Origin of the sequence: Massilia sp. TSP1-1-2 (genome assembly GCF_049896185.1) — a bacterium.
GTDB lineage: Bacteria > Pseudomonadota > Gammaproteobacteria > Burkholderiales > Burkholderiaceae_D > Telluria_A.
Window position 1 is genome coordinate 1 of the sequence record NZ_JAFCTU010000064.1, and the last position, 13378, is coordinate 13378.

Genomic DNA, 13378 nt, shown 5'->3' on the forward strand with positions numbered 1-13378 from the left:
ACCATCTGCACCAGAACTTCTTGCCGGGTCTCGAAATGGGTGCGCAGTGCTTCGTGCCGGTTGACGATGGCCTGCAAGGCGCCTTCCAGCGCCGCTACGTCGAGCGCGCCGCGCAGCGCGACCGCCGCCACGATGTTGTAGAACGGGTCGCCCGGCTGCATCTGGTCCAGCAGCCACAGTCGTTGCTGGGCGGATGACGCGGGCGCTTCTTCGCCGGCCGTCCAGGCATGGGCGTGAAGGGCAAGTGCCGGGGTTGCGTCGTCGTTGCCACCGTCGGCCACGGCCAGCGCGAGGCGGCGGATCGTGAAGGCGTCATACAGTGTGCGTATCGGCAGGTCCACCAGCAAGCGCTCGCGCACCATCGACATCACTTGGGTTGCGGCCAGCGAGTGGGCTCCCGGCTGCGCGAAAAAGTCGTCGTCAAGGCCAATCTCGTCCACGCCCAGGCACTGCTTGCAGATCTCGGTCAGCGCCTGTTCGATCGCCGGGTCGCCCGGCGCCGCCTGCTGCTCGGCGTCGGCGCCCTGCCCCTCGGCGCGCCAGGACCAGGTTGCGTCGAGCTGCGCGGAGACGAGCAGCTCGCGGCACCGGCTGCGCTGGATCTTGCCGCTCGACGTGCGCGGCAGGCATCCCGGCCGTACCAGCCAGATGCCGGCCAGTGCGAACACGCCAAAGCGGTCGGCCAATTCGGCGCGCGCGCGTTCGGGCAGGCCGTCGTAATGCGGCGTCAAGCGCGACTCGACTTCCTGGACGATCACCAGTCGCGTACCGGATTCATCGTCAAGCGAAAACGCCGCCGTTCCATGCTTGCGGAAGGCGGGATCGAGCGCTTCGAACACTTGCTCGACATCGTGGGGATGCAGGTTGCGGCCATTGAAGATCAACACGTCCTTGATCCGGCCGACGATGTACAGTTGGCCATCACAATTGGCGCCCAGGTCGCCGGAGCGCAGGTACGGCTTGTCGGACTGCGCCGTCTTGGCGCGAAACACGGTGTCACTTTCTTCGGGCCGGTTCCAGTAGCCTTGCGCGATCGACGGGCCATTCAGCCAGATTTCACCTACCTGGCCATGAGCACGGGGCAGTTTGGTGTCAGGGTCGACGATCAGCACCTGATGGGTGCTGGCCGCGCGCCCGACGGAGACCAGTTCGATGCACGCTTCGCCCGGCTGCGCCGGCTCCACAGCGCCGCGTTGCAGCGCCTGCGCCGACACGTAAATGCTGAGCGGCGCCGTGCCGGCCGGCCGCGTCGCGGTCTCGGTCACGTGCAGCGTTGCCTCGGCCAGGCCATAGCCCGGGGCCAGCGCGTCGGCGCGCAAGCCGCAGCCGGCGAACATGTTTGCGAAGCGGCGCAAGGTCCCCCCGCGCACCGGTTCAGCGCCGTTCAGCGCAAAGCGCAAGGCGCTCAAGTCCAGCCCCGCCATGTGCTGCGGGCGCACCCGCGACAGGCACAGTTCGTACGCGAAGTTGGGCGCGGCGGTCCCCTGCGCGCGGTAATCGGACAAGGCCTTGAGCCAGCGGTGCGGACGCATGAGGAAAGCGACGGGCGGCAACTGCACGCAGTGCACGCCGGCGAACATCGGGTACAGCATGGTCCCGATCAGCCCCATGTCATGATGGGGCGGCAGCCAGGAAACCATGCATTCCCCCGGCACCAGGCGCACGGTTGCGGCGATCAGGCCGACATTGGCGACGATATTGCCGTGACTGACCATCACGCCCTTTGGGTCGCCCGTCGAACCGGAGGTATATTGAAGAAATGCGATATCGTCAGGGCGCAGTTGCGGCGCGACCCAGGCCGCGCCGGAGGTGCCGAGTTCTTCGATCGCCAGACGCGTGCACGCGGCCTCGTCGAGCCGGGCCTCGTCGGTGATGCGGCGCAAGGCCGGCAAGGCGGCGCGCGGCACCAGCACCACCTGCGGCCTGGCGTCGAGGACAATACCGCGCAGGCGCAGAACGCTGTCGGTGCCGCCCGGGGGCAATGCCGGTACCGCCACCATGCCCGCGTACAGGCAGCCGAGAAACGCGACTGCGTATTCCAGCCCGGCCGGGCAAGCGATGATCACCCGGTCGCCCGGCTGCGCCAGGGCCGACAGATGCGCCGCCGCCGCGCGCGCCAGCCGGTCCAGGTTCGCAAAATCGAGCTGGCCGGAAGGCTCATTACCATCAGGCAGAAAGGTAAAGGCAGGCGCGCCGGGCTGCTCAGCTGCGTGCCCTTGCACGATCTGCGGCAACGCCCGCCATGCCATATCCCGATTTTCGCTATTGATCATGATTGTCTTTTCTTCCTGTTATAGGACATGGGCCGGCATGGCATTGGCGCGCTCGCAAAGGTCCGCCGCGGCGCCCGCCCCGTTATTGGTACGCAGCGTCGCGCCGATCGCGGCCAGCCTGGCGTGGTCAGTGCGGGTGAGCGCTGCCTGCACGGCGCGGCCCAGGCTGTGAGCATCGACCGCGCGCCTCGTGAGCACCTGCGCCAGTCCCAATTCGGCAAAACGCCTGCCGTTGTCTGGCTGGTCGTAGGCAACCGGCACGATTACCTGCGGGATGCCGGCGCGCAGCGCCTGTGCGGCGGTGCCGATGCCGCCGTGGTGAATGAGTGCGGCGCAACGCGGCAGCAAGGCGGAAAAATCGGCATCCGCCACCGTATGCACGCGCGCATGCGAACGCGCAGCCGGTGGCAGGTTGCTGTCGAAACGACTGACGAAGACGGCGCGCCAGTTGCTTTGTTCGACCAGCGCGAGCGCGGCTGCAAAGCGCTCGGCGACGTGGGCAATGCCGGTACCAAAAGTGAACACCAGCGGCGGCGCGCCGGAGGCGATGAAGTGTTCCAACGCCGGCGCGAGCGGGCCACCATCAGCGTCATGCGCGAACACGAATTGGCCTTGTGTGACGCCCTGACCGGCAAGCCGGGCGACGTCGTCGTACCAGGACGGATACAGCGCCAGGTTGGGATGGCGGAAAAAACTCCAGCGGCGAAAATTGGTGACCGGTTCCAGCGCAAACAAGGCGCGCAGACGGTTTAGTGGGGCCAGCAACGCCTTGTCGCGCGCTTTGTCGCCGCTGGCCACGGCAGCAACCTGCCACCAGCGCGGAGTGCGCCGCAGCACGTGGTTCCGATAGGGAAGCCGCAACTCGTCAAAGAACTGCGTCGACGAATAGCCAAGGCAAAGGCAAGGCAGGCCAAAGCGTTCGGCGGCGAAACGGGCGCCATAGGCATTGCGGGTGCATACCAGCAGGGGCCGGGAGTCCAGATGCCGCGCAATGAAGTCAAAGGTGGGCTGCGTGGGGCGGTGCAGGTAGCCGCCCTCCCGAAGGCCCAATTCGGTGCCGCGCGGCCCCCAGTAAGCCGGGTCGGATACGTCGGCGGTCCAGGCATCGTGACCTTCGACGGCCACGAACGCCAGGCCATCGGCACGCGCGCGCGCGGCGAACGTTTCCGGCGCGAGCACGGTCACGTTATGGCCACGGCATTGCAACTCGCGCGCGATACGCAAGCCGGGCAAGATATCGCCGCCGGTACCGAGCAAGGTAAAAATGAATTGGGACAAAATAGCCTATTTCGTGGTGGGGACGCCCGGGATCGATGCGAGCACCAGTGCGGGAGATTGCAGGAAGGATTGAAGGCGTTGCACACCATGGATGACCTTGGCCGGCGGCCCGAAGGCGCCGGCGCGATGTTGACATCGGCGCGTACAGCCACGAATGAGCGCGGTTGCTCGGCGCGCCACCGATGCAATCACGGCAAACCGGCAACGCTCAGGCCATCGCCTCGCGCAACGTGCGTGGCCGCATATCCACCCACAACTCGTTGATCCGCGCCAGGCAAGCCTGTTTGTTGCCCTCAAAGCCTATTTCGCGCCACCCTGGCGGCACTTCTTTTTTGAAACTGGGCCAGATTGAATACTGCTCTTCGTCATTGACGACAATCAGGTAATTACTGTCTTCCTGCATATGTTTGCCTCGTCGAGTCCAGTGGAACGCTAGTCGAAACGCCGCCGTCGGCGAAGGGGAATCCCTGCAAAGTCTTCGGCTACCGATGTGACTTGCAGCCGCCACGGGGGGGTCGATCAGCGCGAGCGGCAGGAAAGCGCCAGCGGTAGTCAACCGCACCTTTTCCGGGCCATTTGCAGCCATGCTGGCCTGCAAACTTGAAACCGTCAAAATTATCTATATGGCAATATAACAATAATGTACTCAGAGGAATAGGTGAAAATAAACACCTAACTTAAGTTACCTACAGCCTGCTCTGGCGGCCGCCGCCCCTATGCCAGCCGCATTGGCGTTGACCGTCAGACCTGCCCCACGTATAATATTTTGATAATGTTTTTATTGCCGCTATTTTTATTTTTATACACTTTTACCATTCCTACCAGGAATTGTTCTTGCCATGAGTCCACGCTGCCTGATTGTTGATGACCATCCAATAACATTGATGGGATTGAGGCAACTAATTTCACAGAGCTTCCCGGCGTGGGATGTTGCCAGTGCTGCCAGCGTGCAGCAAGCGAATTCCTTGATTAATCAGGCGCACGATCAGCCGTTTTGCATCGTTATTCTTGAGATCATGCTGTTGGGGCATACCGGTGCTTCCGCGCTGATGCAACTTGAGCAAGCACTGGGGTGTAGGGCCATTCCCTGTCTCGTTTTCTCCAACGTTAGCGACCGGCGGACAGTGAGCCTTTGCAAGGAACTCGGTGCAGTCGGCTATGTGTCGAAGCGAACGCATGAAAGCGAGGTTGTGCGGGCCATCGACACCGTGTGCAATGGCGGCATCCACTTCCAGCTCGACGACATGCGACGCGCCGACCCTGGCGGTGAAGATGGCATCCGGATCACGCCGCGGCAAAAGGATATTCTCGACCTGGTTTTTGCGGGATACTCCAACAAGCAGATCGCCAGCGCGCTTCAACTCACCTGCGGCACGGTCAAGAACTATATGTTTGATTTGATGCGCTTATTGAACGTCAGCTCGCGGCTTGAGCTCGGGGCTAAATTGCGCAGAAATGGATATATTCCGGTCAGCGGCGTGGCTGTGGGCGAGAGTGATTGTCGTGCGGTCCCGGTTCGGGACCAATCGGGTAGTCGGGCTGCGTCGCGGATGATTTAAAGTAGCGCGTATGTTCCTTTTTGAGTCCGCCAAACGGGGACCCACTGCTGCAACGGGCGAAGCCAAGACGGAAGAGCCCGAGTTATGAGCGGACATAGCCGTTACCGGCACCGCTGGCCGGGATCGAAAGGCGCATCCTGGTCATTCGCGGCTTGAAGGTCATGGTCGATGCCGACCTTGCGGAACTGTAGGGCGTCGCCACCAAGGCGCTCAACCAGGCGGTCAAGCGTAATGCACGGCGCTTCCCGCAGGATTTCATGTTCCAGCTGACCACGCCGAGAAGCTGGCGGTGGTCACATATTGCGCCCCCCCGCCAGGCTCAAATTCGCCAGGTCCTTGCCCTTTGTCTGCACCTAACGCGGCGCCATCCAGGTAGCGAATGTGCTGAATTCGGAACAGGCGATCGAGATGGGCGTGTATGCCGTGTATGTCGTGTATGTCGTGTATGTCGTGCGTGCCTTCGTGCACCTGCGCGAGATGACCGCCACGAACAAGGAGTTTGCGCGGCGGCCCGACGACCTGGAGAACAAGACAGAACTGATGTCGTTGAAGATCGATACCTTCGAACGTAACACCCGCGTCCAGCTGAAGCAGATTATCGACACCATCCGCGCATTGATGGCGCCACCTGCGCCGGCAGCGAAGCGCCCCATCGGCTTCGTCACGGCCGCGACGTAAATATCATCGCCTTGCGCACCGAGCCGCGCGATAGTCTTAGCGAATTCGGTAAAGTATGTCGACTGCGCACCAGCGAGTAACTGCTGCAACGATCATGGCGTGAGCACTGGAAAGCATTGGCACGCGCATCCCGCCGTTCGCCGCCGCTGTCAGGATCGCGGCACTGTTGGCCTTTGCGAAGCGTCCCAGCATAAAAAAACTCCATGCAAGCTGGCGCCGGCATGGAGTTCTGGATCAGCGCTACGCCACGCTTAAAACACGCCACGCATCGAATCGGACATCATGGCGTCCTGCTGCCGATTTTTCGACAATCCGAAAACGTTCAACGCGGCCGCGCTTGCCGCCGGCACCACCGTCTCCACACTGTCGCTCAGCCCATACTGGTAGACCAAGTTACCGCCGATGGCTACGCTGTTGCTGCCACTCAAATGGAAGTTGAGCAGCGACGATGACAGCGACCAGTTGGTCAACTGCGCATTGGCCGCCAGCGCCTTGTCGAACTGTGACACAAGGCCGTCGAAGTTGAACACCTCGATTTTAGCGTTGTTCAACTTGTTGGGCGAGCGGGCATCATAGTCGCTCGTGCCTTCGATCACGATCTGAAGATTGGCGACGCTATGATTGCTGCCGCTGGCGTACCAATCCTTGAAAGTGACTTGCTCGTTGGCGCCGGTAAGCAAGATCAGGTCCTTCTTGCTCTTGGCGAAACGCAAGTCGGCATACTTGATGCCGTGACCGAGCGAAATCGTGTTGTCGGCCCCGCTACTGGCTGTCACGGTATCCTTGCCATCACCCCGGTTGAAGGCGATCACATCGGCACCATAGCCCGTGGTGATCACGTCGTCCCCGTCGTCGCCGATCAGCAATTCCACGCCGGCGCCACCGGTGAGCACATCGTTACCGGCGCCACCGTCGAGAGTGTTGTTTCCGGCCAGGTCGGTCAGCCGGTCGGCGCCATTGCCACCTTGCAGCCAGTCATTGCCGGCACCGCCGTCGAGCTGGTTCTTTCCGCCATTGCCGACCAGTTTATTGTCGAGCGAGTTGCCGGCGCCGTCGAGGTCAGCGTAGCCGAGCAGGCGCAGCTGTTCAACATTGGCCGCCAACGTGTAGCTTACGCTGCTATAGACCGTGTCGTACCCTTCATTGGCTTTTTCGACAACTACATCAGGGTGCCGCTCGTCCCGGCAATCGTCATCTTCGTCATCCCGCTCATTGTCACCGCGCCGGCTGGCGATCTGCCATGCGCAATAATCATGGCCGTCGTCGTGATCATCGTCGTCGTCATCGTCGTCGCACCCGCCTTGTACCGCATCAACATAGTAAATATCGTCGCCTTTGCGCCCTGTCATCAGGTCGCAGCCCTGCTTGCCATCGATGATATCGTTGTAGTTGCTGCCCGTTAAAACGTCGTCGCGCGGGGTGCCATTGAGCACAAGCCGTACCGGCGCCCCGGCGACCTTGAGCGTGAAATCGCCTTTCGCAAACGCGCCTGCGGGATCGGTGGCAATGACGCGCAGACCCAGCACCGTTTCGGTGGCGCTGGCCGGCATCAAGCCGCTGAAGGTGCGGCTTGGCGCGTCGAAACGCAGCCATTGCGGCAGCGCCTTGCCGTCGGCCAGGGTCGCGCTGTAGAGCAGCACGTCGGTTTTATCGACGTCCTGGAACGCGGCCGCATCGACCTGGTAGCTGAACGCGGTGTTGGCCGCCAGTTGCTTGTCGTCGAGCTTGTTCACCAGCAGCGGCGCATCGTTCCTGCCGCTGACGGCTACCCGCAGCGTCGCCCTGTCGGCCGCCGTGGCCGTCGGATCGTTGTCGACGATCGCGTAGGCGAACGTCTCGTACACTGTTTGCCCGGCCGCCAGCGCCTGGACCGTGGCCCGTGCGTTGTCGAGCGCGTAGCTGTAGGCACCGTTTGCCTGCAGCGTCAGGCTGCCATAGGTGCCGGCCAGTGCCCCCACCGTGCTTACCGTCAGCACCGTGCCCGCATCGGCGTCGGTGTCGTTGGTGAGCACATTGCCGGTGACCGGCGCCAGCTGATCTTCCGCCGCCAACGCCACGTCTTCGACCGCATCGGGCGCATCGTTGGTGCCGCTGATGCGCACGCTCAAAGTGCTGGCCCTGGTGTCAAAGCCGTCGGTCGCGCTGTAGGCGAACACGTCGTCGAGACCCTGCGCGCTGCCGAGCGCCTGGACCGCCGCCGCCCCGTTGTTGAGCGTGTAGCGGTAGCTGCCATCCTTCTGCAGATTCAGGGCGCCGTACTTGCCCTGGAACACACCCGCGCTCGACACCGTCAACGCCGTGCCCACGTCGTTGACGAGAACGTTGCCGCTGGCCGTCAGCGTCCGGTCTTCGGACACCGCTGCCACGTCGGCCGTCACGCTCAGCGCGTCGCGGCTGCCGGTAATGCTGACCACGAGCTGGCTGCCCGTGGTGGCAACACCATCGGTGGCGACGTAGCTGAAGGTGTCGGTCACGAGCGCGCCTTCGGCCAGTACCTGGGCGGCGACATTGTCGAGCGCATAGGTATAGCTGCCATTGGCGGCCAGGCTCAGGCTGCCGAAGGCGCCCTGGTAGGTACCCGCATTGGCCACGCTGAGCACGGCGCCGGCGTCGACGTCGACGTCGTTGGCCAGCACGTTGCCGCTGGCCGTGAGGACAGTGTCCTCGTGCACGGCAGCCTTGTCGGCCACTACGGTCGGGGCGTCATTGGTGCCGGTAACGCTGACCACCAGTTTGCCCGCCGTTTGCACGGCGCCGTCGCTGGCGCCATAGTTGAAGGTATCGGTGACGACCTGGCCACCGGCGAGCGACTGCACGGCCGCATTCTCGAGCGTGTAGGTATAGCTGCCGTCGGCGGCCAGCGCCAGGCGCCCGTAAGCGCCCGCAAAGGCGCCGGGAGCGGCCACCGACAGCAGCGCGCCGCTGTCGACGTCGCGGTCGTTGGCCAGCACGTTGCCGCCCGCGGTCAGCTTGCTGTCTTCCGTCACCGCCGCCACGTCCGCCACCACCGTCGGGGCGTCGTTGTCGCCGCTGATCGATACCACCAGCTTGCCGCCGGTCTGCACCAGGCCATCGGTGATGAGATAGACGAAGCTGTCGGTGACGAGCGCGCCGCCGGCCAGCGCCTGGGCTGCGACATTGTCGAGCGCGTAGCTGTAGCCGCCGCTCGCCACCAGCGTCAAGCTGCCGTAGGCGCCCTTGTAGGTGCCCGGGTTGGCGACAGCGAGCACCGCGCCGCTGTCGACATCGCGGTCGTTGGCCAGCACATTGCCGGCGGCCGTCACGCTGCCGTCTTCGGCCACTGCGGCGGCGTCGGCCACTGCGGTCGGCGCGTCGTTGCTGCCGGTGATCGACAGCACCAGCACCCCGGCGCTCTGGAGCGCGCCATCGGTGGCCAGGTAGGTAAAGCTGTCGGTGACAACCTTGCCTTCGCCGAGCGCCTGCGCCTTGGCGTTGTCGAGCAGGTAGCGGTAGCTGCCGTCGGCCATCAGCGTCAGGCTGCCGTAATTGCCGTTGTACTGGCCGGGATTGGCCAGCGCCAGCACGCTACCGGCGTCGACGTCGCGGTCGTTGGCCAGCACATTGCCGGCCGCCGTCACCACGCCGTCTTCGCTCAGCGATGCCGTATCGGCCGCGACCACCACCGCGTCGTTGGCGCCCGTGATGCTCACCACCAGGCGGCTTTCCGTGTTGACGATGCCGTCGCTGGCCACATAGACGAACGTCTCGGTGACCACCGCGCCGCCGGCCAGCTTTTGCGCCGCCACATTGTCGAGCACATAGCCATCACTGCCGTCGGCGCCCAGGCGCAGGAAGCCGAACAGGCCGGTGTAGATGCCGGGATTGACGACGGTGAGCTGCGTGCCGCTGTCGGCATCGCGGTCGTTGGCCAGCACGTTGCCGGAGGCGGCGACGGGCACGTCCTCGGTCACCGCCGCCACGTCGGCGCTCAGGGTCGGAGTGTCGTTGCTGCCCGCGATCGTGACCACCAGCTCGCTGGCGCGCTCGATCGCGCCGTCGCTGGCGACATAACGGAACACGTCGGTCACGACGCTGCCCTCGGCCAGTGCCTGGGCCGCGACGTTGTCGAGCGCATAGCTGTAGCTGCCGTCGGCGCCCAGCGTCAGGCTGCCGTAGGTGCCCGTGTAGGCACCCGCGTTGGCCACCCGCAGCACGGTATTGGCATCGGCGTCGCGGTCGTTGACGAGTACATTGCCGCTCGCCGTTACGCTCGTGTCTTCCGTCACGGCGGCGCTGTCGGCCGTCACCGTCGGGGCGTCGTTGCTGCCCGTGATGGTGACCACCAGAACGCTGCTGCTGGTAAGCATGCCATCGGTGGCGCGGTAGCCGAAGGTGTCGGTCGCGACCATCCCTTCGGCCAGCGCGCGCGCCGCCTGTGCGTTGAGCACATAGCTGTAGCTGCCGTCCGCGCCCAGCGTCAGGCTGCCGAAGGCGCCTTCGTAGGTGCCCGGATTGGCCACACCGAGCACGGCGCCGGCGTCGACATCGCTGTCATTGGAGAGCACATTGCCGCTGGCCGTGACGACGTCGCCATCGCCCACGCTGGCCACGGCGGAAACATCGGCCACCACGGTCGGCGCGTCGTTGCTGCCGCTGATCGTCACCACCAGCGTGCTTGCCGCTTGCGCCAGGCCATCGGTGACCAGGTAGCCGAAGCGCTCCGTCACCGTGGCGCCGGCGGCCAGCGCCTGCGCGGCGACATTGTCGAGCACGTAGCGGTAGCTGCCGTCGCCGGCCAGGGTCAAGCCCGATGCGGCGCTCGCCTGGGTCGCGGCCAATATGCCGTGACGATTTTTGCGATCGCGTCTTCGAAAGTGATCGACATGATCATGCCCCTTTCGTCACAAACACGGGCACGATCTCATGCTCAGGGACTCCCCGTGCATTCATCGGTCCTCCACCAAATTCACCCAGAACGGCAAACGCGGCAGTGACTTCACGGTGCAAAAGTTTGAGCGAGGGCCCCGAGGGAAGCGATGGCTCATCAAAATACATGCTGTGGCTGAATATACTCGTAAGATTAATCTGGTACATGCGCCCGTCGACAAAAGCCACATAGGGCTGTTCCATCATGTCTGTGCGGACCATGGCTGGCATGAACATCAAATAGCAATCACGCCCCCTGTCAACCGCCCATGTTTTCGGGAAAACCCGTGAGTGCGCGACTGCGGACAGCCAAGTTTTCTTGGCTGGGAATGCTGCGGCGTCCGCAAGAATTTTTTCCTGATCAGCCTGGGATATGGTTTCGAGTGCGTATGCCATGAGTATGCTTGTCCTGTGAATGAAATTTTTTACGGGTGCCCGACAGTGTGACCTTCAGTGACTGCGCGGATGAGATGTTCAAAGTTTGGGTAATCTGGTTGGCCACGGTCAATGTACCGTGCCGGAAAGGGAGTGAGCGCCCACAGTCGTGTCGCGCGCTGCGGCCAAGCCGAGCAGCGCGCGGTAACCCCGGACACCTGTTGCGATGGCATAACCACCGTGCGCCGTGTGCCGGGCGCGCTGGCGTAGCGCGGCAACGGCACCGCCATTTTGCAGCGCGGCTGCGACCTGCTGGGCGATAGCGCCAGGATCGAAGAAATCAACCAACAAGCCGTTCTCACCGTGCCGAATCACTTCCCGCACCGGCGCCGTGCTTGAGCCGATCACTGCGCACCCGCACGCCATCGATTGTTTGGATGCGATATCCAAGAAAGAATTGGTGGTCGTGCGCTTAAGGTCCCACATCTCAGTTCCGGTTTTCCCGTTCCAGAACTCATTCGCCTTGAACTGGAGCCTATCAGCCTCGTCCAGGTTCTTCGGGATGTACACCGGATCATTGAATACCTCAAGCTTGATGGCACGCATGACCGCTGTCTTGAATTCACCTGGCAGCGCCAAGCGCCCAACATCACTTTGCATGACGTGGTGCCCGCCACCTGCCGCGCTAGTCATGCCCGAACTCCTTTCTGAACGAACACAGGCACAATCGCGAATTCGTCCATGCCGAATTCATTTTTGGGACCGTCGCCGAATTTTCCCAATACAGCAAAGCCCGCAGATATTTCCTGATGCAGTGCCGCCAACGCCTCGCCCGACGGCAAAGGCACTTCGTCGATATAAACCGTCTGACCAAATACATTCGGCAGCTTCACCTGGTGCATATGCCGCTCGACAAATGCGATATAACCCTCTTCCATAGAGTCGGTACGTACCATGATCGGCATGCAGAGAAGGTAGCAATTACGCTCCCTGTCGACAGCCCAATTCTTAGGAAATGCAGACGCAGCAACTGCCGCGGTCATCCACGATTTCTTGCGTGGGAACGCTTCAGCATCCTGAAATATTTTTTCGTGGTCGGCTTTGGTAATAGGTTCGAGGTGGTATGCCATGGGGTGTTCCTGTCTATAAATTGAGATGTCTTGCGATTTCAGGCCGGTCGCTTTTTCAGTTCTACGACTGCGCGATAAAAGCCCAGCAGACCATTGTTCAAATTCGATTCATGCATGTTAGCGAAGCAATACCCGGTAGGCCTCAATCGCGCTGTGCACCGAAAAATTCGCCTGTGCGTAGCGGATGGCGCTGTGGCGCGGGGCGCGATGCATATCCGGAGTTTGCAGAACGTGGGCGACCGCCCCGGCAATCGCTTCGGCATCGAAGAAATTGACGAGTGTGCCACTATCCCCATCCGTCAATACCTCTCGAACAGGAGCGGTGTCCGATGGCTCCTCCGTGTTCGAAAGCCTGTTCAAGTTGCCTCCCTTGTATTCCCAGCACCGGCCGACCGGCGTCATTGCCGCCCGTCTGCACGGCGTGGAAACGATTCGCGAATTCATCGCCAGCGCCGCGGTGACGCTGATCCTCGATTTTCCCTTCCTGCTCATCTTTGTGGCGATCATGTTCTACTACAGCGTGACGCTGACGCTGATCGTGTTGGCGATCCTGAGCGTGATCGTGATCCTGAGCCTGATCGTCGCCCCCATGTTCCATGGCGCGCCTGCAGGAACAGTTCACGATGGGCGCGCGCAACCAGGCTTTTCTCACCGAATACATGGTCGGGCTGGAAACGGTTAAGTCGCTCCAGCTCGAGCCGCAATTGAACAGCCGCTACAGCGGCTATCTGGCCAGCTACCTGCAAGCGGGCTTTGCCACCAAGCAACTGGCGAACACCTACAACACGGCGTCCAACCTGCTCGAACAATTGATGAGCCTGCTGACCCTCGGGATCGGCGCCTACACCGTCATGCACAACAGCTCGTTTACCATCGGCATGCTGGTCGCGTTCCAGATGTTTTCGGGACGCTAGTCCCAGCCCATGCTGCGCCTGGTCGGTTTGTGGCAGCAGTTCCAGCAGGCCAGCCTGTCGGTAGCGCGCCTGGGCGACCTGATGAACGCGCCGGTGGATCCCTACTCGGTGATACCGTCGCGCGACACGGCCAGGTATGGCCTGATCCAGATCGATAATTAAAGTGGACCCACGAGTCAAGACAAGAATGTATTTAGTTTAGGCTGTGCTTATTTCACATGCAGCTGCCCGGCGCTGCCCCGCGTTTTCTACCGTCGATGATGTGTCCTCCGTTTGCGCTTCTG

The 13378-nt window shown here is 62.5% G+C and carries 13 protein-coding genes; 5 read left to right on the forward strand and 8 right to left on the reverse strand.

Going from position 1 to position 13378, the window contains the following annotated elements; genetic code table 11:
- The 3 genes from ACP7BV_RS26610 to ACP7BV_RS26620 all read right to left on the reverse strand — a co-directional run.
- A partial coding sequence (locus ACP7BV_RS26610) for an AMP-binding protein (RefSeq protein ID WP_426107906.1) occupies positions 1 to 2273 on the reverse strand: 2273 nt, incomplete at its 3' end.
- 18 nt (positions 2274 to 2291) lie between these two features.
- Positions 2292 to 3551, reverse strand: coding sequence for a glycosyltransferase (locus tag ACP7BV_RS26615; RefSeq protein ID WP_426107907.1), 1260 nt, complete (start codon positions 3549 to 3551; stop codon positions 2292 to 2294).
- Positions 3552 to 3759: 208 nt separating this feature from the next.
- Positions 3760 to 3954 carry an MbtH family protein gene (locus ACP7BV_RS26620; protein ID WP_426107918.1) on the reverse strand — a complete coding sequence of 65 codons (195 nt, stop codon included), beginning with the start codon at positions 3952 to 3954 and terminating at the stop codon, positions 3760 to 3762.
- Between the two features lie 436 nt (positions 3955 to 4390).
- Here ACP7BV_RS26620 and ACP7BV_RS26625 point away from each other — a divergent pair, with 436 nt between their 5' ends.
- Positions 4391 to 5110, forward strand: coding sequence for a response regulator transcription factor (locus ACP7BV_RS26625; protein ID WP_426107908.1), 720 nt, complete (start codon positions 4391 to 4393; stop codon positions 5108 to 5110).
- Between the two features lie 381 nt (positions 5111 to 5491).
- Positions 5492 to 5788, forward strand: coding sequence for a hypothetical protein (locus tag ACP7BV_RS26630; protein ID WP_426107909.1), 297 nt, complete (start codon positions 5492 to 5494; stop codon positions 5786 to 5788).
- A 251-nt stretch (positions 5789 to 6039) separates the two neighbouring features.
- On the opposite strand, the gene ACP7BV_RS26635 is transcribed toward ACP7BV_RS26630, so the two are convergent.
- From ACP7BV_RS26635 to ACP7BV_RS26655, 5 genes are all read right to left on the reverse strand, one after another.
- Complete coding sequence (locus ACP7BV_RS26635) at positions 6040 to 10587, reverse strand: beta strand repeat-containing protein (protein ID WP_426107910.1); 4548 nt, start codon at positions 10585 to 10587, stop codon at positions 6040 to 6042.
- Between the two features lie 49 nt (positions 10588 to 10636).
- Positions 10637 to 11071, reverse strand: a complete 435-nt coding sequence (locus ACP7BV_RS26640) for a hypothetical protein (protein WP_426107911.1) — start codon at positions 11069 to 11071, stop codon at positions 10637 to 10639.
- Positions 11072 to 11179: 108 nt separating this feature from the next.
- The gene (locus tag ACP7BV_RS26645; RefSeq protein ID WP_426107912.1) at positions 11180 to 11743 is read right to left on the reverse strand and encodes a glycosyltransferase; all 564 of its coding nucleotides are present in this window, start codon (positions 11741 to 11743) and stop codon (positions 11180 to 11182) included.
- Positions 11740 to 12180 carry a hypothetical protein gene (locus ACP7BV_RS26650; protein WP_426107913.1) on the reverse strand — a complete coding sequence of 147 codons (441 nt, stop codon included), beginning with the start codon at positions 12178 to 12180 and terminating at the stop codon, positions 11740 to 11742. Before ACP7BV_RS26650 ends, ACP7BV_RS26645 begins: the two co-directional genes overlap by 4 nt.
- A gap of 117 nt (positions 12181 to 12297) precedes the next feature.
- On the reverse strand, positions 12298 to 12483 hold the full coding sequence (locus tag ACP7BV_RS26655; RefSeq protein ID WP_426107914.1) for a hypothetical protein: 186 nt from the start codon (positions 12481 to 12483) through the stop codon (positions 12298 to 12300).
- A 37-nt stretch (positions 12484 to 12520) separates the two neighbouring features.
- Between ACP7BV_RS26655 and ACP7BV_RS26660 the strand changes: the two genes are divergently transcribed.
- From ACP7BV_RS26660 to ACP7BV_RS26670, 3 genes are read left to right on the forward strand one after another with little or no spacing between them, the layout of a single operon-like run.
- Positions 12521 to 12862: an ABC transporter transmembrane domain-containing protein gene (locus tag ACP7BV_RS26660; RefSeq protein WP_426107915.1), complete on the forward strand. Its 342-nt coding sequence runs from the start codon at positions 12521 to 12523 to the stop codon at positions 12860 to 12862.
- Positions 12840 to 13094, forward strand: a complete 255-nt coding sequence (locus ACP7BV_RS26665; RefSeq protein ID WP_426107916.1) for an ABC transporter transmembrane domain-containing protein — start codon at positions 12840 to 12842, stop codon at positions 13092 to 13094. Before ACP7BV_RS26660 ends, ACP7BV_RS26665 begins: the two co-directional genes overlap by 23 nt.
- A 9-nt stretch (positions 13095 to 13103) precedes the next feature.
- Positions 13104 to 13256, forward strand: a complete 153-nt coding sequence (locus tag ACP7BV_RS26670; RefSeq protein WP_426107917.1) for a hypothetical protein — start codon at positions 13104 to 13106, stop codon at positions 13254 to 13256.
- The last annotated feature ends 122 nt before the right edge of the window (positions 13257 to 13378 follow it).